The organism is Pseudomonas oryziphila, assembly GCF_003940825.1.
Taxonomy (GTDB): Bacteria; Pseudomonadota; Gammaproteobacteria; order Pseudomonadales; family Pseudomonadaceae; genus Aquipseudomonas; species Aquipseudomonas sichuanensis.
In genome coordinates this window covers 47,492-67,440 of record NZ_CP034338.1, presented here as the reverse complement: position 1 = coordinate 67,440, position 19,949 = coordinate 47,492, and the positions used below count along the sequence as shown (strand labels likewise).

At 64.3% G+C, this 19,949-nt stretch carries 21 protein-coding genes; 6 read left to right on the top strand and 15 right to left on the bottom strand.

The window, feature by feature from the left end:
- Positions 1-17: 17 nt before the first annotated feature.
- Positions 18-788 (top strand): MetQ/NlpA family ABC transporter substrate-binding protein, encoded by a 771-nt coding sequence (locus EJA05_RS00350; RefSeq protein WP_125462072.1) that lies wholly within the window; start codon positions 18-20, stop codon positions 786-788.
- A gap of 87 nt (positions 789-875) precedes the next feature.
- Here EJA05_RS00350 and EJA05_RS00345 read toward each other — a convergent pair whose 3' ends face one another.
- Genes EJA05_RS00345 through EJA05_RS00325 form a run of 5 tightly spaced genes read right to left on the bottom strand, consistent with a single transcriptional unit; the run spans position 876 to position 4,759 of the window.
- Positions 876-1,508, bottom strand: coding sequence for an SCO family protein (locus EJA05_RS00345; RefSeq protein WP_125462071.1), 633 nt, complete (start codon positions 1,506-1,508; stop codon positions 876-878).
- A complete protein-coding gene (cyoE, locus tag EJA05_RS00340; RefSeq protein ID WP_125462070.1) occupies positions 1,505-2,404 on the bottom strand; it encodes a heme o synthase in 900 nt (299 codons plus the stop codon). Before cyoE ends, EJA05_RS00345 begins: the two co-directional genes overlap by 4 nt.
- A complete protein-coding gene (locus EJA05_RS00335; protein ID WP_125857015.1) occupies positions 2,389-3,462 on the bottom strand; it encodes a COX15/CtaA family protein in 1,074 nt (357 codons plus the stop codon). Before EJA05_RS00335 ends, cyoE begins: the two co-directional genes overlap by 16 nt.
- A gap of 9 nt (positions 3,463-3,471) precedes the next feature.
- The gene (locus tag EJA05_RS00330) at positions 3,472-4,050 is read right to left on the bottom strand and encodes a hypothetical protein (RefSeq protein WP_125857014.1); all 579 of its coding nucleotides are present in this window, start codon (positions 4,048-4,050) and stop codon (positions 3,472-3,474) included.
- Positions 4,016-4,759: an SURF1 family protein gene (locus EJA05_RS00325; RefSeq protein WP_125857013.1), complete on the bottom strand. Its 744-nt coding sequence runs from the start codon at positions 4,757-4,759 to the stop codon at positions 4,016-4,018. The genes EJA05_RS00330 and EJA05_RS00325 overlap by 35 nt, the downstream gene beginning before the upstream one ends.
- A 63-nt stretch (positions 4,760-4,822) precedes the next feature.
- On the opposite strand from EJA05_RS00325, the gene EJA05_RS00320 reads away from it, so the two are divergent.
- Positions 4,823-5,026 carry a twin transmembrane helix small protein gene (locus tag EJA05_RS00320; protein ID WP_125462066.1) on the top strand — a complete coding sequence of 68 codons (204 nt, stop codon included), beginning with the start codon at positions 4,823-4,825 and terminating at the stop codon, positions 5,024-5,026.
- Positions 5,027-5,132: 106 nt separating this feature from the next.
- Here the strand turns inward: EJA05_RS00320 and EJA05_RS00315 are convergent, their stop codons facing one another.
- From EJA05_RS00315 to coxB, 4 genes are read right to left on the bottom strand one after another with little or no spacing between them, the layout of a single operon-like run.
- A complete protein-coding gene (locus EJA05_RS00315; RefSeq protein ID WP_125462065.1) occupies positions 5,133-6,020 on the bottom strand; it encodes a cytochrome c oxidase subunit 3 in 888 nt (295 codons plus the stop codon).
- Between the two features lie 16 nt (positions 6,021-6,036).
- Complete coding sequence (locus EJA05_RS00310) at positions 6,037-6,594, bottom strand: cytochrome c oxidase assembly protein (protein ID WP_110995002.1); 558 nt, start codon at positions 6,592-6,594, stop codon at positions 6,037-6,039.
- A 10-nt stretch (positions 6,595-6,604) separates the two neighbouring features.
- Positions 6,605-8,194, bottom strand: coding sequence for a cytochrome c oxidase subunit I (gene ctaD / locus EJA05_RS00305; protein WP_110995001.1), 1,590 nt, complete (start codon positions 8,192-8,194; stop codon positions 6,605-6,607).
- Positions 8,195-8,237: 43 nt separating this feature from the next.
- The gene (gene coxB, locus EJA05_RS00300; protein ID WP_125857012.1) at positions 8,238-9,365 is read right to left on the bottom strand and encodes a cytochrome c oxidase subunit II; all 1,128 of its coding nucleotides are present in this window, start codon (positions 9,363-9,365) and stop codon (positions 8,238-8,240) included.
- 380 nt (positions 9,366-9,745) lie between these two features.
- Between coxB and EJA05_RS00295 the strand changes: the two genes are divergently transcribed.
- On the top strand, positions 9,746-10,387 hold the full coding sequence (locus EJA05_RS00295) for a hypothetical protein (protein ID WP_110995054.1): 642 nt from the start codon (positions 9,746-9,748) through the stop codon (positions 10,385-10,387).
- A gap of 73 nt (positions 10,388-10,460) precedes the next feature.
- Here the strand turns inward: EJA05_RS00295 and EJA05_RS00290 are convergent, their stop codons facing one another.
- The 5 genes from EJA05_RS00290 to prlC form a co-directional block, all read right to left on the bottom strand.
- Positions 10,461-11,996 (bottom strand): SulP family inorganic anion transporter, encoded by a 1,536-nt coding sequence (locus EJA05_RS00290; RefSeq protein WP_190306026.1) that lies wholly within the window; start codon positions 11,994-11,996, stop codon positions 10,461-10,463.
- Positions 11,997-12,184: 188 nt separating this feature from the next.
- On the bottom strand, positions 12,185-12,904 hold the full coding sequence (locus tag EJA05_RS00285; protein ID WP_125462062.1) for a carbonic anhydrase: 720 nt from the start codon (positions 12,902-12,904) through the stop codon (positions 12,185-12,187).
- Between the two features lie 391 nt (positions 12,905-13,295).
- Complete coding sequence (locus EJA05_RS00275; protein WP_407692088.1) at positions 13,296-14,351, bottom strand: PA0069 family radical SAM protein; 1,056 nt, start codon at positions 14,349-14,351, stop codon at positions 13,296-13,298.
- 184 nt (positions 14,352-14,535) lie between these two features.
- Positions 14,536-14,820 (bottom strand): YheV family putative zinc ribbon protein, encoded by a 285-nt coding sequence (locus EJA05_RS00270; RefSeq protein ID WP_110994107.1) that lies wholly within the window; start codon positions 14,818-14,820, stop codon positions 14,536-14,538.
- Positions 14,817-16,904: an oligopeptidase A gene (prlC, locus tag EJA05_RS00265; protein ID WP_125857010.1), complete on the bottom strand. Its 2,088-nt coding sequence runs from the start codon at positions 16,902-16,904 to the stop codon at positions 14,817-14,819. The genes EJA05_RS00270 and prlC overlap by 4 nt, the downstream gene beginning before the upstream one ends.
- 66 nt (positions 16,905-16,970) lie before the next feature.
- On the opposite strand from prlC, the gene EJA05_RS00260 reads away from it, so the two are divergent.
- A complete protein-coding gene (locus EJA05_RS00260; protein WP_125857009.1) occupies positions 16,971-17,513 on the top strand; it encodes a gamma carbonic anhydrase family protein in 543 nt (180 codons plus the stop codon).
- A 131-nt stretch (positions 17,514-17,644) separates the two neighbouring features.
- A complete protein-coding gene (locus EJA05_RS00255; protein ID WP_125857008.1) occupies positions 17,645-18,292 on the top strand; it encodes an HAD family hydrolase in 648 nt (215 codons plus the stop codon).
- Between the two features lie 43 nt (positions 18,293-18,335).
- On the opposite strand, the gene EJA05_RS00250 is transcribed toward EJA05_RS00255, so the two are convergent.
- The gene (locus tag EJA05_RS00250; protein WP_125857007.1) at positions 18,336-19,448 is read right to left on the bottom strand and encodes an aminopeptidase; all 1,113 of its coding nucleotides are present in this window, start codon (positions 19,446-19,448) and stop codon (positions 18,336-18,338) included.
- Between the two features lie 67 nt (positions 19,449-19,515).
- Between EJA05_RS00250 and EJA05_RS00245 the strand changes: the two genes are divergently transcribed.
- Complete coding sequence (locus EJA05_RS00245; protein WP_125857006.1) at positions 19,516-19,929, top strand: PA0061/PA0062 family lipoprotein; 414 nt, start codon at positions 19,516-19,518, stop codon at positions 19,927-19,929.
- Positions 19,930-19,949: the final 20 nt, after the last annotated feature.

Sequence of the window (19,949 nt, the reverse complement as noted above, 5' to 3'; positions counted from 1 at the left end):
CTCACAAGGAGTGATCAATGAAGAAGCTGCTTGCTGTTGTCGCCGCCGTCGCGGCCTTCTCGGCCCACGCCGAAACCCTGACCGTCGCCGCTACCCCGGTGCCGCACGCCGAGATCCTCAACTTCGTCAAACCGCAACTGGCGAAAGAGGGCGTGGAGCTGAAGGTCAAGGAATTCACCGACTACATCCAGCCGAACGTGCAGGTGGCCGAAAAGCGCCTGGACGCCAACTTCTTCCAGCACCAGCCGTACCTGGATGAATTCAACAAGGCCAAGAAGACCAACCTGGTCAGCGTCGCCGGTGTGCATATCGAGCCGCTGGGCGTGTACTCGGCCAAGGTCAAGAAGCTCGACGAGCTGGCCTCCGGCGCCACCGTGGTCATCCCCAACGACGCCACCAACGGCGGCCGCGCCCTGCTGCTGCTGGACAAGGCCGGTGTGATCAAGCTCAAGGACAACAAGAACATCCTGTCGACCGTGAAAGACATCACCGGCAACGACAAGGGCCTGAAATTCCGTGAGCTGGAAGCGGCCACCATTCCGCGCGTGCTGACCCAGGTCGATGCGGCGCTGATCAACACCAACTACGCGCTGGAAGCCAAGCTCAACCCCGAGAAGGACGCGCTGGCCATCGAAGGCAGCGACTCGCCGTACGTGAACATCCTGGTTGCCCGCCCGGACAACAAAGACTCCGACGCCATGAAGAAACTGGCTGCGGCGCTGCACTCGCCTGAGGTGAAGCAGTTCATCACCGAGAAGTACAAGGGCGCTGTGGTTCCGGCGTTCTGATCAAAGCCTGAAACAATCGCGGGGCAAGCCCGCTCCCACGTGATAGTCGTGGGAGCGGGCTTGCCCCGCGATGTTTTCAAGCCCCGATCAATCCCGCTTGACCAACCCCGGCAACTGCGCCACCAGCTTCTGGTTATTGAACGGCGCACGAATGAACCCGCGCTGACGCCCATCCGGCCCCACGACCGCCAGGTTGCCGCTGTGATCCACGGTGTAGCCCGGCTTGCTGGTGTCGGCCGGAATGAACGGAATGCTCAGGCCGTTGGCCAGCTTCTGGGTATCCTCGATAGTCCCCGTCACCCCGACGAAATCCTTGTCGAAATAGCCCAGGTACTGCTTGAGCTGGTTCGGCGTGTCGCGGTTCGGGTCGACGCTCACCAGCACCACCTGCAAGCGCTCCCACGCCTCTTTCGGCAGCTCGCTCTTCACCTGGCGCAACTGGGCGAGGGTGGTCGGGCAGATGTCCGGGCAGTAGGTGTAGCCGAAGAACAGCAGCGACCACTTGCCCTTGAGCTGGTCCATCGCAACGGGCTGGCCATTCTGGTCGGTCATCGACACATCAGGCACGGTGCGGCTCTGCGGCAGCAGGATGATGCCGGCGTCGATCAGTTCAGTGGGGTTCAACTGCCCCCGGTCACTGAGCACCTTGTTGACGGTCAGGCCCATGATCAGCGCGACCAGGGCAACAAGGATGAATACGGTTTTCTGGGTTCGGGTCATAGGTTCAGCAACAAGTAGTGGTCAACGAGCAGGGCGATGAACAGGGCGAACAGGTAGCCGATAGAGTACTTGAACGTGTTGATCGCCGCGTGCGGCCGGGTGCCACGGTACAACACCCAAGCCCAGTGCAGGAAGCGCAGGCCCAGCCCCAGGGCACAGGCCAGGTACAGCGGCCCGCTCATGTGGATGGCGTAGGGCAGCAGGCTCACCGCCAGTAAAATCAAGGTGTACAGCAGGATATGCAAGGCCGTGTAACGCTCGCCGTGGGTCACCGGCAGCATCGGAATATCCGCTTTTTCGTACTCGCCCCTACGGTGAATGGCCAGGGCCCAGAAATGCGGTGGGGTCCAGGCGAAGATGATCAGCACCAGCAACAGCGGCTCGGCACTCACATGCCCGCTGACCGCCACCCACCCCAGCAGCGGCGGGGCCGCGCCGGCCAGGCCGCCGATCACGATGTTCTGCGGCGTGGCACGCTTGAGAAAGCCGGTGTAGAGCACCGCATAGCCCAGCAGCGAGGCCAGGGTCAGCCAAGCGGTCAGTGCATTGGTGAAGGCCAGCAGCAAACCCATCCCCGACATCGCCAGCAGCGCGGCGAAGCACAGCGCTGGCAGCGGCGCCACCCGGCCCTGGGCCAACGGGCGCTTGTGGGTGCGGGCCATCAGCGCGTCGATGCGCCGGTCCAGCACATGGTTGACCACCGCCGCGCCGCCCGCGCACAGGGCGATGCCCAGGTTGCCGAACAGCAGCACGCTCCAGGCCACGCCGGCACGGGTGGCGAGGAACATTCCCACCAGCGAGGTGATCAGCATCAGCACCACCACCTTGGGCTTGGTCAGCTCCAGATAGTCGCGCCAACCGGCGCGCTGTCGCTCAGCGCTCAGAAGCGTCGCCACGAATCGTTCCTCAAGTGATGGGTGAGGCTCACGCCGGTGACCGGGGTCAGGCGCCAACCTTGGCCTACGCGCACCTTGTCGGCCACGCGGATGCGGTAGTTCACCAACACCATGCTCAACAGCAGCAGGGCGCCGCCGGCGTTATGCGCCACCGCCACGGCCAGCGGCAGGTGCAGCAGCACGTTGCTGATGCCCAGGCTCAATTGCAGCCCCAGGGCCAGCAATACCAGGCGCGCCAGGCCGCTCAGGCCATGGCGCTGGAGCTTCCAGCTGAGCAGCAGCAGCACCGCCGTCACCAGCAACGCGCCCAGGCGATGGCTGATATGGATCGCCGTGCGCGCATCGCTGTCCAACTGCCCGCCCAGGTAGTTGGGGCCGACATGCTGGGTAAGATGGAAGCCGTTGCTGAAGTCCGCCGCCGGCCACCACTGGCCGTGGCAGGTGGGCAGGTCGATACAGGCCACCGCCGCATAGTTGGCACTCACCCAACCCCCCAGGGCGATCTGGCCGATCACCACCAGCAAGGCCAGGGCAGCTATCCGGCGCAGGCTCAAAGGCAATTTGGGGAGTGGCGCAAAGGCCCGGGATAGACGCAGCGATAGCAGGAAAAGCAGGCTCAGGGTGGTGAACCCGCCGAGCAGGTGCGCGGTGACCACCTGCGGCCACAGCTTGAGCGTCACCGTCCACATGCCGAAGGCCGCCTGGGCCAGTACCACCGCCAGCAACAGCAGCGGCAGACGATAAGGCTGGCCATCGCGGGCATGCCTGCGCACGGCCTGGAAGGCGAGCAGGGCGATCACCAGCGCCAGGCTGCCGGCGAAGTAACGGTGGGTCATCTCGGCCCAGCCCTTGGCCTCTTCCACCGGGTGCTCGGGGAAGTGCAGTTCGGCGTGGGCCAACTGCGCCTCGCTCTTGGGCACGCTGATGAAGCCGTAACAACCCGGCCAGTCGGGGCAACCGAGGCCGGCGTGGGTCAGGCGGGTGTAGGCGCCGAGCAGCACCACCAACAACGCCAGCAGGGTGGCGAACACGGCAAGGCGAAATCCAGGTCTGGCCATGGCAGGCTCCTAGCCAATGTTGGACAGCTTGAGCAGGTGGCGCAGGTCGTCCAGCACCTTCTTGCCGTTGACCTTGGCGTCGTAGCGCAGCACCAGGTTGCCGTGAGGGTCGACGATCCACAGCTGCGGGCCGGGCTCGCCGACCTGCTGCTGGTAGCGCTGGCTATCCAGCGGGTAGCGTTGCAGCTGCGGGTATTCACGACCGAGCACGGCCTGGTAGTCCGCATCGAGCGCCTGCGCGGCGGCCAGGGCATGGCTGGCGCGGCTGGCGTCACGGCCCAGGCCCACCTGGATCTGCCGGGCCAGGTACACCAGCTGGCGGCAGTCCTCGGCGCAGGCTTGCGGGGCGCTGACCAACAGCTGCCAGCGCTGGTCCTGGGCATCGATGCCAATGTCGGCGCGGCTCTGGCCATTGCCGATCATTACCCCATGGAAGTTGCGCCCGTCCGGCACCCAGAACTGCAGTTTGTACATGCTGGTGGCTAGGATCATCGGCCCCAGCACGACGAACAGGATCAACAGCAGCTGCAAGCGCCCGCGGGCCTTGCGCCCTTCAGGCACGTTCAGTGGACTCGTGGCGGCGGCCATGGCGGTTCTCCTTGTTGTGGTTGTGCCAGCCGAAATACAGGTAAAGCAGCACCAGCGTGGTGGCCAGGGCAAACCACTGCACGGCATAGCCCAGGTGCTTTTCCGGGCCCATGGCGACCACCGGCCAGCCCAGTCGGTAGCTGGCCGGCCCAGGCTCCAGGCGCAGCTCGTGGGCGAAACCTTCACGCCCGAGCAGTTGCCAGAGGCCGGCCGGGTCGACGGCAGTCAGCAAATGCGGCCACTGGCCGCCGGCGGGGTCGGGGTGCAACTGGAAGGTCTTGCCGGGCGCCACATAGACCGAGGCATCCAACGCCAGGGGTTGATCGGGTGTGACGAACTGCACCGGCACCCGCCGATCGGGCCAGGGCAACCAGCCGCGATTGACCAGCAGCCACTGGCCGCTGGCCTGGTCGTGGAAGGGCTGCAGCAGTTCGACGCCGGCCTGGCCGTCGCGCATCTGGTTGTCCAGCAACAGGCTGTGGCGAGCGTCGAAACGGCCATAGAGGTGCACACGGTAGAAGGCAGGGTCGGGCAACTGGGCAAGCTGGGCGGCGGCCAGTGGCGCCTCCACCTGGCGTTCGGCGTAGCTGTCCATCAGGGCGCGCTTGTCGTCGGCCCGGCCCAGTTGCCAGAAGCCAAGCGCGATCAGCCCCGGCAGCAGCGCGAGCACCACCAGGGTCGGGATCCAGCCGGGGCGAAACGGCCTCACCGTGGCCCCGCAAGGTCGAACGCTATACTTGCACTCATCACCGCATCCCCCCGGAGTCTCGTCATGCTCAAGGCCGCGATAGTCCTGATGCTGCTGGCCACCGTCGCCAGCCTGTTCAGTGGCCTGGTGTTCCTGGTCAAGGACGACGACCAGTCGACCCGGCTGCTCAAAGCCCTCACCGTGCGTGTCACCCTGGCGGCCCTGACCATCGGGCTGGTGGCCTGGGGCTTGATCAGCGGGCAGTTGGTGTCACACGCGCCGTTTTGAAATCACCTGGATCCCTGTGGGAGCGGGTTTACCCGCGAATACGGTGTCAAATCCACCATCGCATTCGCGGGTAAACCCGCTCCCACAGGGTCGTGTGTAGCTTGCCCTAGAGCACATACACAAAGATGAACAAGCCCACCCAGACCACATCGACGAAGTGCCAGTACCAGCTGGCCGCCTCGAAGCCGAAGTGTTTCTCCGGATTGAAGTGCCCGCGCAAAATACGCACGAACATCACGATCAGGATGATCGTGCCCAAGGTCACGTGCGCACCGTGGAAACCGGTCAGCATGAAGAACGTCGCGCCATAGATCCCCGACCCCAACGTCAGCCCCAGCTTGGTATAGGCCTCGTGGTACTCGTAGGCCTGCAACGTGATGAAGCTGATACCCAGGAGAATGGTCAGCGCCATCCAGAACTTCAGCGGTCCACGGTGCCCCTTGCGCAAGGCATGGTGGGCAATGGTGATGGTCACGCTGGAGCTCACCAGCAGGATGGTGTTGATCAGCGGCAGGTGCCACGGGTCGATCACCTCTTTAGGCGGCGGGAACAGCTTCGGGTCTGGCGTGTGCAGCAGCGGCCAGGCGAATTCGAAACTGGGCCAGAGCATGTGCGCCACGCCCTTGGCCCCTTCGCCGCCCAGCCACGGCCCGGCCAGCACGCGCACGTAGAACAGCGCGCCGAAGAAGGCCATGAAGAACATCACCTCGGAAAAGATGAACCAGCTCATGCCCCAGCGGAACGAGCGGTCCATCTGCGGGCTATACAACCCGGCATGGCTCTCCTTGACCACCGCGCCGAACCAGCCGAACAGCATGTACGCCAGGAACAACGCACCGACGAAGAAGATCAGCGGCCCGTGGGATTCCGGGTGGCCGGCCTTCAGGTCGTTGAACCAGGTGCCCAGGCCGAACACCGTGATGAACATGCCGATCGTGGCGATGATCGGCCACTTGCTCTGCGCCGGTACGTAGTAGTGCTCGTGGCTTGCCATGACGTATCTCCTTCCCTCAACGGGCGCCCTCGGTCGCGGCTTGGGCGACCGGGGGGTGGCGAGCGGTGATGTCGAACAAGGTGTAGGCCAAGGTCAGGTGTTTCACCGAATCCGGCAGGTCGCGGTCGACGATGAAGCGCACCGGCATCTCGATGCGTTCGCCAGGCTGCAACACCTGCTGGGTGAAGCAGAAGCATTCGGTCTTGTGGAAATACGCCGCCGCCTCGGCCGGGGTGATGCTGGGGATGGCCTGGGCGCTCATCGGGTGCTTGGTCGGGTTGCGGGCAATGAAGATCATCTGGTTCACCGCCCCTGGGTTGACCTCGATCTGGTCGGCGCTGGAGTGGAACTCCCAGCTCATGTCGCCAGCGTTGGTCGACATGAACTGCACCCGCACCGAGCGCGTCGGGTCGCTGACCTGGCTGCCCTCGTACTGCCCGCCGGTCTTGCCGTTGATGCCGAAGGCCTTGCACATCACGTCATAGATCGGCACCAGGGCAAAGCCGAAGGCGAACATCACCACGGTCAGCATGACCAGGCGGGTAACCAGGCGGCGCAGCGACAGGCCGTCCATGGGCGCGCTCCTACTTCACTTCCGGCGGAGTCTGGAAGGTGTGGTAGGGCGCCGGCGACGGTATCGACCACTCCAGCCCCTCGGCACCGTCCCACGGTTTGGCCGGCGCCGGCGCGCCGCCACGGATGCACTTGATGACGATGAACAGGAAGAAGATCTGCGTGGCGCCGAACATGAACGCGCCGATCGACGAGACCATGTTGAAGTCGGCGAACTGCAGGTTGTAGTCGGGGATCCGCCGGGGCATGCCGGCCAGGCCGACGAAATGCATGGGGAAGAAGGCCATGTTCATGCCGATGAACGACAGCCAGAAGTGCAACTTGCCCAAGGTCTCGTCGTACATGTGCCCAGTCCACTTCGGCAGCCAGTAATAGGCCGAGGCAAAGATCCCGAAGATCGCCCCGGGCACCAGCACGTAGTGGAAGTGCGCCACCACGAAGTAGGTGTCGTGGTACTGGAAGTCCGCCGGCGCGATGGCCAGCATCAGCCCGGAGAACCCGCCGATGGTGAACAGGATGACGAAGGCGATGGCGAACAGCATCGGCGTCTCGAAGGTCAGCGAGCCTTCCCACATGGTGCTGACCCAGTTGAACACCTTCACCCCGGTGGGCACGGCGATCAGCATGGTCGCGTACATGAAGAACAGCTCGCCCACCACCGGGATGCCGACCACGAACATATGGTGGGCCCAGACGATGAACGACAGAAAGGCGATCGCCCCGGTGGCGTAGACCATCGAGGTGTAGCCGAACAGCGGCTTGCGCGAGAACGCCGGGATGATCGAGCTGACCGCGCCGAACGCCGGCAGGATCATGATGTACACCTCGGGGTGGCCGAAGAACCAGAACACGTGCTGGAACAGCACCGGGTCGCCGCCACCGGCGGCGCTGAAGAAGCTGGTGCCGAAGTGGATGTCCATCAGCATCATGGTCACCACGCCGGCCAGCACCGGCATCACCGCGATCAGCAGGAAGGCGGTGATCAGCCAGGTCCAGACGAACAGCGGCATCTTCATCAAGGTCATGCCCGGGGCACGCAGGTTGAGGATGGTGGCGATCACGTTGATCGCGCCCATGATCGAGCTGATGCCCATCAGGTGGATGGCGAAGATGAAGAAGGTCACGCTGGCCGGGGCGTAGGTGGTTGAAAGCGGGGCGTAGAAGGTCCAGCCGAAATTCGGCCCGCCGCCGGGGCTGAATAGGGTCGAGACCAGCAGCAGGAAGGCCGCCGGCAGCAGCCAGAAGCTGAAGTTGTTCATCCGCGGCAGGGCCATGTCGGGCGCGCCGATCATCAGCGGGATCATCCAGTTGGCCAGGCCCACGAAGGCCGGCATCACCGCGCCGAACACCATGATCAGCCCGTGCATGGTGGTCATCTGGTTGAAGAAGGCCGGCTCGACGATCTGCAGGCCCGGCTGGAACAGCTCGGCGCGGATCACCATGGCGAACGAGCCGCCGAGCAGGAACATGGTGAAGGCGAACCACAGGTACATCGTGCCGATGTCCTTGTGGTTGGTGGTCAGCACCCAGCGCATCAGGCCCTTGGCCGGGCCGTGGGCGTGGTCATGGCCGTGGGCGTGGTCGTCGATCACTGCACTCATGTCCTGTCTCCTGCAATCCACTGACTGCCGCGGGTAACCCGGCTCATTGCGCTTCGGCCTGCTTGAGCGCCAGCACGTCCTTCGGCGTGACCATGTCGCCCTTGTTGTTGCCCCAGGCGTTGCGCTCGTAGGTGACCACGGCGGCGATATCGACTTCCGAGAGTTGCTTGCCGAACGCCGCCATGGCGGTACCAGGCTTGCCGTGGAAGACGATGCTCAGGTGACCTTCCTTCGGCCCGGTGGCGATTTTCGAGCCTTTGAGCGCCGGGAACATCGGCGGCAGGCCCTGACCCTCGGCCTGGTGACAGGCCACGCAGGTGGTGTGGTAGACCTTGTCGCCGCGCGCCACCAGCTCTTCGAGGGTCCATTCCTTGCTGGTCAGCTCCTTGAGCTTGGCCGCCTCGGCCTTGCGCTCACCGAGCCAGGTGTCGTAGTCGGCCTTGGATTTCACCTCGACCACCACCGGCATGAAGCCGTGGTCCTTGCCGCACAGTTCGGTGCACTGGCCGCGGTAGATGCCGGGCTTCTCGATCCGCGTCCAGGCCTCGTTGACGAACCCGGGGATGGCGTCGCGCTTGACCGCGAAGGCCGGCACCCACCAGGAGTGGATGACATCGGCGGCAGTCACCAGGAAACGCACCTTGGCCCCCACCGGCAGCACCAGCGGCTGGTCGACTTCGAGCAGGTAATGCTCGTCCTTGGGCGCCTTGTTGTGGATCTGGTCGGCGGGGGTGGCCAGGTTGCTGAAGAACTCGACGTCCTGGCCCAGGTACTTGTAGTGCCACTTCCACTGGTAGCCGGTGACCTGGATATCGATGTCCGAGTCGGTGGCGTCGTAGATGTCGATCAAGGTCTTGGTGGCCGGGATGGCCATGGCCACCAGGATAAGGAAGGGGACGACCGTCCAGAGGATTTCCACCCAGGTGTGCTCGTGGAAATGCGCAGGCTGCTGGCCGGTAGAGCGGCGGTGGATGACCATCGACCAGAACATCGCGCCGAACACCACGATGCCGATGATTACGCAGATCCAGAAGATGGTCATGTGCAGGTCGAAAACGGCGTGGGAGACCTCCGTCGCCCCGGGCGCCATGTTCACGGTCCATGCAGCCTGTGCCTGACCAAACACCGACCACAGCAGGAGGCCCATCCAGACATGTGGATGTCGCATCATTGCGGGTTCCCCTTATCGTTCTTGTAGTCCCGGAGGCGTGGACAACCTGCTACGACAAAGAAGGGTACGGCGGCCAAGACTGCTGACTTCGACGACCGAGCCCCCTGCTAAAGGCAGTCGGGCCTCATCAACGAATCACGTTTCATCGGGAGTATAGACAGCGACCAATGGCGCGCAATGAACAGCATCAAATGACTTTCACCTAACCAAACGTTTGCGCTGAAAGCCGCATGGATACTGGGCTGGGGCACAATGATGGCATATTGATATAGCCAATTTCCTACACGTGTCTCAGTGATATAACAAATACGTCTTAGCCAATCTCCTAAGCGAGCTAACTTAGTGTCTTCCGTTTGTAACGCCTTGTCCCTGGAGTTGTCATGAACATCGCTGCTGTACGCGAGCAGATTGAAAATGCCCATCAACATGAGAGCCGCACAGGCCAGCTGAAAACCCGTCTCGAGCAGCAATTGCCGCACTTGCATCCTTCGATCCAACTACCCGAGCAGGATGCCCAGGGTACCCTGGCGCGCTTCGTCGGCGCCTATATCAACGAAGTGCCGGAACTGCTCGAGGCCGCGCACAGCGTGGCCCGCGAGGCCGGCATCGAGTCGCAGATCAAACCGGTGCTGAAAATCGCCGAAGCCTACTTCCTGCAGCCACCCAGCGTGATGGCCGGGCATGTCGGCCTCGACTGCCTGCTGGACGAGGCCTACCTGGCGCATCGCCTGGTGGAGGAGGTCAACGACCTGTATATCCGCCATTTCCAGCAGCCGCTGATTCCGGTGGATACCACGGTGGCCAACGTGATCGCCCATCAACTGATTGGCGAGACGTTTGCCAATCAGCTGGATGAGGTGGTGCACCACTCGGTGGATGAAATGCTCGACGATGAGAGCTTTGCCGTGGAATCGGTGGAGCGCTATCGCGACAAGCTGTCGAGCCCTGAGACCGGTGAGGCATGGAAACGCTGGCCGTGCCTGTCGCGCCAGCTTGGTGTGGAGCTGGGCCAGTCGGCCTGAGTTGAAGTCATCGCGGGGCAAGCCCGCTCCCACGCTTTATCCGTCGTGGGAGCGGGCTTGCCCCGCGATGCTGTTAAGCCCCAACCCCCGCCGTAGTCCGCAACCGTCCCTCGACCCGCCGCTTCAACCGCCGCTGCTCCAGCACCAGCCGCGTCCCCTTGGCCGCACTGCTGCGCCCCCAATCCTCCAGCAGTTCCAGACAGGAATGGTCGATGTAGCTCAGGTTGCCCAACGGCACATGCAGCGTGGTCCCTTCCGGCACGGTGTCGAGCACCTGGGTCAGCGCCGGCACCTTGAGAAAGGTCGCCGCCCCGCTCAGGCGCAGCTCCATGTGCCCCGGCTTGGCCAGTGTCACCAGGTTGATCTTCAGCCGCGCCGCCTTCAGCGCCAGCTTCAGCAGGGTGAGCGCAAAGCCCAGCAGCACACCGGTGAGCAGGTCGGTGAAAACGATCGCCAGTGCCGTCGCGGCATACGTGAACATCGGCATCCGCCCATAACGGCTCAACCCTCGGAACGCCTTGAAATCCACCAGCTTCACGCCGGTGTACACCAGCACGCCCGCCAGGCTGGCCACCGGGATCTGCTGCAGCACGCTGCTCAAGGCGACGACGAATGCCAGCAACCACAGCCCATGCAGGATCGCCGAAGCGCGGGTTTGCGCGCCGGCCTGCACGTTGGCCGAACTGCGCACTATCACCCCGGTCATCGGCAGCGCACCGAGCACACCGCAGAGCATGTTGCCGACCCCTTGCGCCGACAGTTCACGGTCGAAGTCCGAGCGCTGGCCACTGTGCATGCGGTCCACCGCCGCTGCCGACAGCAGCGTTTCGGCACTGGCGATGAAGGCCAGGGCGAAGGCCGCCACCAGCAGGGTAGGGTCGGCCAACTTGAGCAGATCGTCCGGGCGCAGCCAGTCGATGGCCTCGGACAGGTCCGCCGGTACCTGCACCCGGTTGACCGGCAGCGCCAGCCACAGGCTGATGGCGGTCATCGCCGCCACCCCCAGCAATGCGCCGGGGATGAAGCGCAGGCGTTGCGGGCGCAAGCGTTCCCAGCCCCACATGACGGCGATGGTGCCCAGGCCCAGCCCGCCGGCCTGCCAGCCATTGCCTGCGCTTTCCAGCGGCAGCGCCGCAGCCAGCGTGGCCGGGAAGCCCAGCAGGTTATCCACACCCGACGGCTGTGGCGCCGCGTCGAACATCACATGGACCTGGGACAGCACAATCAGCACGCCGATACCGGCGAGCATGCCGTACACCACCGCCGGCGCCGTGACGCGGAACCAGCAGCCCAGGCGCAAACGCCCGGCCAGCAGCTGCAGCAGGCCGGCCAGCAACAGGATCGGCCCCAGCATGGCCACGCCATGTTGGCGCACCAGCTCGAACACCAACACCGCCAGGCCGGCGGCGGGCCCGCTGACCTGCAGCGGTGAGCCGGCGATGAAGCCAACCACGATGCCGCCGATGATCCCGGTGATCAGGCCCTTGGACGGCGGCAAGCCAGAGGCGATGGCAATGCCCATGCACAGCGGCAGGGCCACCAGGAACACCACCACCGAGGCCAGCAACTCACGCGGCAATGCCGCTTTGATCTGTGTCTTGTTCACCATGACGCTCCTTTATCGATTCACGGCCATTCCTCTGGCCGCGAGCACTGGGAACCCCGAATCGCGCGCAGGCGCGGGCCGCCAGCGGGTTTGCCGGCAGGGCGTTCGGGGGAATTCAAGGCAGGCGAAGGCCGCGCCGCACCCGTGGGGTGCAGCCGGCTATCAAGGTTTGTTCAGCGTGGTCGGGTCGCTTAGTAGCGGCCTCTCGGAGTGGCGCTCGGGATCGGCTGGCCAGCGATCAGCGGCAGGAAACTGTCGCTGGCGGCATCGTAGGCTTCGATCTGGCTGGTCTCGATGTCGTACAGCCAGCCATGGATGTGCAACTGGCCAGCAGCCAGGCGCGAGGCCACCGATGGGTGGGTGCGCAGGTGGTGCAGCTGGGCGATGACGTTTTCCTTGGTCACCAGTTGCATGCTTTCGTGCGGGGTTTCGCAGGAGCAGTTGTCTTCGACCACGGTACGCGCCACCTCGGCATGGCGCAGCCAGGCCGCGACAGTCGGCATCTTGTCCAGCGAGTGCGGGTTGAGCACCGCACGCATGGCGCCGCAGTCGGAGTGGCCGCAGACGATGATGTGATGCACGCCCAACGCCAGCACCGCGTATTCGATGGCACTGGAAACACCACCGTTCATCTGCCCATACGGCGGCACCACGTTGCCGACGTTACGGGTGACGAACAGGTCGCCAGGCGAACTCTGGGTGATCAGCTCGGGGACGATGCGCGAGTCGGCGCAGGTAATGAACATGGCGCGGGGTTTCTGCGCGGTGGCCAGCTTCTTGAACAGCTCTTGCTGCTCAGGGAAGACCTCGGTGTGGAACCGCAGGAAGCCGTCGACGATATGCTTGAGGGCGGCATCGGCGCTTTCGGCGGGTGCGGCCGGGACAACCTTGGATGGGTCCTTGACGGGCATGATTCATCCTCTTGACGGTTTGAAGGTAAGTTCCATGTTACCGGGGAAAGATTATGGCTATGCGGGGATTAGATGACGCGCACAGACAATAGATCACAGTCGGGGTGGACTGGGGGCCTACGCTAGCGGAGAAAACTTAACTGAAACTTAATTTGGACAGCTCTAGAACGGGCGTTCCAGAGGTTTTAGGCGGGATTTGGATAATAGCAAAAAAGCATCAGATGCCAATACCCAATACTGATATTGATGCCTAGCATTAGCGACGCTGAGGGTAGCTTTGCAGGGAATGACGCAGACCTTGTGGGAGCGGCTTTAGCCGCGAAGCAGGCGACGCGGTAAATGGCACCGGCTACGCCGGTGTTCGCGGCTAAAGCCGCTCCCACAGATGCATTCAGAACAATGCCATCTGCCCGCCTGGAGGGCAGAAAGCGCTGCAATCCAGCGCCAACTCCTCCCGCCCTTCGAACCCCAGGCGCCTGGCCGCCTTGCGAAACCGTTGCGCCAGCAGTTCGGCGAACACGCCTTCACCCCGCATGCGCGCGCCAAACCGGCTGTCGTACAACTCGCCTCCCCGGCTCTGGCGGATCAGGCTCAGCACGTGATCGGCACGTTGCGGGTAGTGATCGCGCAGCCACTGCTCGAACAGCGGCGCCACCTCCAGCGGCAGGCGCAGCATCATGTACGCCGCGCTCTGGGCGCCGGCTTCCTTTGCCGCCTCCAGCAGGCGCTCCAGCTCACTGTCGTTGATCATCGGGATCATCGGCGAACACAGCACGCCCACCGGCACTCCAGCCTCGCGCAACACCCGAATCGCACGCAAACGCGCTTTCGGCGCGGCGGCACGGGGCTCCAGCGTGCGCTTGAGCTCATCGTCGAGGGTGGTGAGGCTGATCATCACGCGGGCCAGGCGCTGGCTTGCCAGTTCGCTCAGCAGGTCGAGGTCACGCAGCACCAGCGAGCCTTTGGTGACGATGGTCACCGGGTGGCGGTAGCGCAGCAGCACCTCCAGCAGCCGCCGTGTGAGTTGCTGCTCGCGTTCGATGGGCTGGTAGGGGTCGGTGTTGGAGCCCAGGTTGATCGGCGCGCAGACGTAGCCCGGTTTGCTCAGTTGCTGTTCGAGCACCTCGGCGGCGTTGGTCTTGGCGATCAGCTTGGTTTCGAAGTCCAGGCCGGGGGAGAGGTCCCAGTAGGCGTGGCTGGGGCGGGCGTAGCAGTAGATGCAGCCGTGCTCGCAGCCACGGTAGGGGTTGATGGTGCGGTCGAAGGGCAGGTCGGGGGAGGTGTTGCGGGCGATGATGGTCTTGGCCAGCTCGATCCGCACCTCTGTGCCCTGGGTGAGCGGGACTTCCTGGTACCAGCCGTCGTCCTCGGCCACCGAGTGGTTGGGGGCGAAACGGTTGTGCGGGTTGGCGGTGGTGCCGCGGCCACGGAGGGGGGCTGGCTTCATGATGAAAAACCCGGATTACTGTATGCGCATACAGTAATCCGGGTTTTCCTTGAGCACCAGTGCCGTCAGGCGGATTGCAAAGGGCTGCTGCGCAGCCCATCGCTGGCAAGCCAGCTCCCACAGGGTATCGCTGCCTCCTGTGGGAGCTGGCTTGCCAGCGATGGGTCGCGAAGCGACCCCGACCTCACTCGGGCTTCTTGAGCTTCGGATTGGGGAAGAACTGCACCGTCTGCACCTGTACTTTCACCGGCGCCGCCTTCGGCGCCAGCTGGTTGACCCGGGTACCGAGTTCCTTGGGCACCGACAGCCCCTGCTCATTCAAGGTATCGGTGAACCCGCAGGCCATGCACTCGCGGTGCGGCACGTCGTCTTCGCTCCACATCATCAGCTTGTCCATCTCGCTGCACGCCGGGCACACGGCCCCGGCGATAAAGCGTCGCTTGGTCTTGCTCACGGCTACCTCACTCATGCCGCTGCGTCCTCACTCAGGCCGCAGTGGCGCAGCAATGCGTTGATGGAAGGCTCACGGCCACGGAAGTCGACGAACAGCACCATCGGCTCGCAGGAACCGCCCCGCGCCAGGATCGCCTCGCGGAACGAGCGGCCGGTCTCGGCATTGAGCACGCCTTCTTCTTCAAAGCGCGAGAAGGCGTCGGCCGACAGCACTTCGGCCCACTTGTAGCTGTAGTAACCCGCCGCATAACCGCCAGAGAAAATGTGCGCGAAGCTGTTGGGGAAACGGTTGTACGCTGGCGGGCGCATCACCGTGACTTCCTCGCGCACGCCCTCGAGCACTTGCAGCACGCTGCGGCCGTCACCGTGGGTGGCGTGCAGTTCGAAGTCGAACAGCGAGAACTCCAGCTGGCGCACCATCATCATGCCGGACTGGAAGTTCTTCGCCGCCAGCATCTTGTCCAGCAGGTCCTGGGGCAGTGGCTCGCCGGTTTCGTAATGGCCAGAGATCAGCGCCAGGCCTTCCGGCTCCCAGCACCAGTTCTCCATGAACTGGCTCGGCAGCTCCACCGCGTCCCAGGCAACGCCGTTGATGCCGGACACACCGGCATGCTCGATGCGGGTCAGCAGGTGGTGCAGGCCGTGGCCGAACTCGTGGAACAGCGTGGTGACTTCATCGTGGGTCAGCAGCGCAGGCTTGCCGGGCGCGGCCGGGGTGAAGTTGCACACCAGGTTGGCCACCGGGCTCTGCAGGCTGCCGGCCGCGGTGCGGCGACGGTCGCGGGCGCCGTCCATCCAGGCACCGCCGCGCTTGTTGGCGCGGGCGTAGAGGTCGAAGAAGAAGCGGCCCACGTGCTGGCCGTTTTCCTTGATCTCGAACAGGCGCACATCCGGGTGCCAGGCGTCGAAGCCTTTGAGCTCGGCGATTTCGATGCCGTACAGGCGCTGGACGATGGCGAACAGGCCGGTCAGCACCTTGTCGATCGGGAAGTAGGCGCGCAGGGCTTCCTGGGACACGCTGTAGCGCTGCTCGCGCAGCTTCTCGCCGAAATAACCGGCATCCCAGCTGGCCAGTTCCGGTGTGCCTTGCTCGGCGGCGTAGGCCTTGAGCTGCTCCAGGTCCTGGGCGGCGAACGGCTTGGAACGCTTGGCCAGGTCACGCAGGAAGCCCAGCACCTGGTCGCTGGACTCGGCCATCTTGGTGGCCAGGCTCAGCTCGGCGAAGTTCGGGTAGCCCAGCAGCTTGGCCAGTTCCTGGCGCAGGTCGAGGATCTGCTCCATCACCGGGCCGTTGTCGAACTGGCCGGCATTCGGGCCCTGGTCGGAAGCGCGGGTGCAGTAGGCGGCGTACAGCTCTTCGCGCAGGGCGCGGTCGCTGGCGTAGGTCATCACCGCGTAGTAGCTGGGGAATTCGAGGGTGATCAGCCAGCCGTCGAGGCCTTTCGCCTGGGCGGCGGCAGCCATCTGCGCCTTGGCCGAGTCGGTCAGGCCGGCCAGCGCGGCTTCGTCGGTGACGTGCTTGGTCCAGGCCTGGGTGGCATCGAGCAGCTGGTTGGAGAAGCGGCTGCCCAGCTCGCTGAGCGTGCTCTGCACTTCGGCGTAGCGCTGCTGCTGGTCGGCCGGCAGGTCGATGCCCGACAGACGGAAATCGCGCAGGGCGTGCTCGATGATGGTCTTCTGCGCCACATCGAAGCTTGCAGCCTCAGGGCTGTTGGCCAGGGCTTGATAGGCGTCGAACAGGGCGCGGTTCTGGCCCAGTTCGGTGGAATAGGCGCTCAGGGCCGGCAGGCAGGACTCGTAGGCCTCGCGCAGCTCCTGGCTGTTGCACACCGCGTTGAGGTGGCTGACCGGGCTCCAGGCGGCGCCCAGGCGGTCGTTAAGTTCGTCCATGGCCAGCACCAGGCCGGCCCAGCTCGGGTTGTTGCCCTGCTTCTCGAGGATGTCGGCGATGGCCTTGCGGTTGTCGGCAAGGATCTGCTCGATCGCCGGCAGCACATGCTCGGCGCGGATGGCCGAGAAGGGCGGCAGATCGTGGGACTGCAGCAGCGGGTTGTTCGCACTCACGGTTCGGGTACCTTGGCAGGAGAAACACGGGACCATCTTAATTACAATCGACGCCGACCGCAGCAGGCAGCCTGCCTATCGGCATTGCAGAGGAACACTATCATGGCCCTCCGGACCTTCCAGGAACACACGCCGAAAGTGGCAGCACGGGCCTTCGTCGACCGTTCGGCGGTGGTCATCGGCGACGTCGAGATCGGTGACGACAGCTCGATCTGGCCACTGACGGTGGTGCGCGGCGACATGCACCGCATCCGCATCGGCGCGCGCACCAGCGTGCAGGATGGCAGCGTGTTGCACATCACCCACGCCGGGCCTTTCAACCCGGATGGTTTCCCGTTGATCATCGGCGACGAGGTGACCATCGGTCACAAAGTCATGCTGCATGGCTGTACCCTGGGCAACCGCATCCTGGTGGGCATGGGCAGCACCATCATGGATGGCGCCATCGTCGAGGACGAGGTGATCATCGGTGCCGGCAGCCTGGTGCCCCCGGGCAAGCGCCTGGCCAGCGGGTACCTGTACATGGGCAGCCCAGTGAAACAGGTGCGGCTGCTGAGCGAACAGGAACACGCGTTCTTCGCCTACAGCGCCGGCAACTACGTCAAGCTCAAGGACCAGCACCTGGCCGAAGGCTACGACCAGTAAACCCAGTTTCTGCCCGTGGGAGCGGGCTTGCCCCGCGATTGCGTTGGCCCAGTCAGCAGAGGTTGGTACTGCTGCCGCCATCGCGGGGCAAGCCCGCTCCCACGAAACACCTTTCAGGCACCGAGAAAACCATGCACCAGCAGAACATCCTCTTCGACCTCGACGGCACCCTGACCGACCCGCGCCTGGGCATCACCCGCTCGATCCAGTACGCCCTGGCCAAACTGGGCATCGACGAGCCGGACCTTGCCCGCCTCGAACACTTCATTGGCCCGCCCCTGCTGCAGGCGTTCATGCAGTTCTACCACTTCGACGAAGCCAAGGCCTGGGACGCGGTGAACTTCTACCGCGAGCGCTTCAAGGTGACCGGGTTGTACGAAAACCTGGTGTTCGACGGCGTGCCGGAGCTGCTGCAGGCACTCAACGACCAAGGCCGTACGCTGTATATCGCCACCTCCAAGCCGTGGGAGTTTGCCCGCGAAATAGCCCGCCATTTCGCCTTCGACCGGCACTTCAAGGTGATCTACGGCAGCGAGCTGGATGGCACCCGGACCAACAAGGTCGAGCTGATCCGTCACCTGTTGGACGAGGAAGGGCTGGACCCGGCGCAGACCTTGATGATCGGTGACCGCAAGCATGACCTGATCGGCGCGCGCAGCAATGGCTTGCAGGCGGTGGCGGTGGGGTATGGCTTTGGTAGCCGCGAGGAACTGGAAGCCGAAGCGCCGGCGTTCCATTTCGAGACCCTGGCCGAGATGCATCAGGCGTTCGTGCGCTGATTCAAACCTCCTCGCGGGGCAAGCCCGCTCCCACGTCCTAGTCTCAGATCGTGGGAGCGGGCTTGCCCCGCGATGAGGCCAGCTTTGCCAACGCCAATTTGCGCGGTTCAATCGGCAATCGCCCCAGCGCCTCAACTCGCTGATAGAAAACCAGCCAATCCCCACCAACCTCCTTGAACAGCTGCGAAAATGCCGGCACCCACTGGTCATACAGACCAAACGGCAACAACTTCGCATTGTTCATCGGCGCAAAGATCCAGGCATCGAAGCGCCGATCCCCGGCCCAGTCCCGATCCCGCACCTCACGGTACTCGCGCCGCAATCGCTCGAACTCCGCCTGCTTGGCCACTCGCTTGCCCGCTTCATCCAGCGGCCCGGCATAGATCGCCTGCAAGCGCTCACGGCTGGCCAACACCAGGCGAATGAAGGCATCGCGTTGCCCGGCGCCACGCTCCTCAACCGCTGCCAGCCCACGCGCCGCGCGCCATTGCCGGGTGCCTTCCTGCTCGACGAAGGAGGCGAACGACTCGTTGAACTCGGTATCGTCCTGCACATAGAAGCGCTGGTGCGCCAGCTCATGGAAGATCACCGTGGCCAGGCGCTCGCCGCCCCAACCGACCATGCTGGAAAGGATCGGGTCGTCGAACCAGCCCAGCGTCGAATACGCCTCCACACCCCCGACATAGACATCCAGCCCTTGCTCGCGCATCAACGCCGCCGCCCCGCGGGCCGCACCCTGCTGGTAATAGCCGCGATAGGCCACACAGCCGGCGACAGGGAAGCAATGGGTGACTGGCTGCAGCGACAGCTCGGGGGTGGCGAACACATTCCACACCACGTAGGGCCGGCCCAGCTCGGCATACACCCGGTAACTGCCGTTGTCCGGCAGTTTCAGTTGCTCACTGGCAAACACCCGGGCCTGCTGGGCGAATTGCAGGCGCTGGCGCAGCTCCGGGCGAGTGGCAGGGTCGTCGATCACCTGCGCCACGGGCTGGCGCGCCCGCAACAGCTGCCATTGCCCCTCGGCCAACTGGCCGTAGTAACCCAAGCTGGAACAACCGCTCAGCAGGACGCCGAGCGCGGCGGGAACCAAGCGGGTGAAAACGCGGTCCAGACCCCGACGGCTGCAGCGCGTGAAAAGAAAAAGTCCAAACATCGAGGCTGTCTATCTCGCTCGTCGGCCGAATGCGACCAAGACTATCTTGCCAAGGGGGAGCTTCGCCATGCGTACTAGGTTTGCCGTGGGCACACTCATGCTGCTGTCCGGCTGCGCCACTTTGCCCGACCCGGACCCGAACCAGGCCTGGATCGACCTGGCCCCGCACGACAACGCCTCGCTGCATGCCGTGCAGGTGGATGAACGCGCCTGGGCCGACAACCGCTATTTCGAGGTACAGCCCGGCAATCACGAGCTGACCGTGCGCTACCAGTTCCCCGTGGCGCCGAGCAATATCGGCCCGGTCGACGAGCCGCTGTGGCGCGATTGCCAGCTCAACCTCACCTTCAAGGACTTCAATGCCGGCCAGCGCTACCAGATGCAGGCGGGCAGCATTGGTTTGCGCCCATGGGTCAAGCTCTACGACCAGCAAGGCAAACTGATCGGCCAGGGTGAACCGGCAGGCTGCCAGCGCACCTGAAGGCCGCGAACGGCGCTATG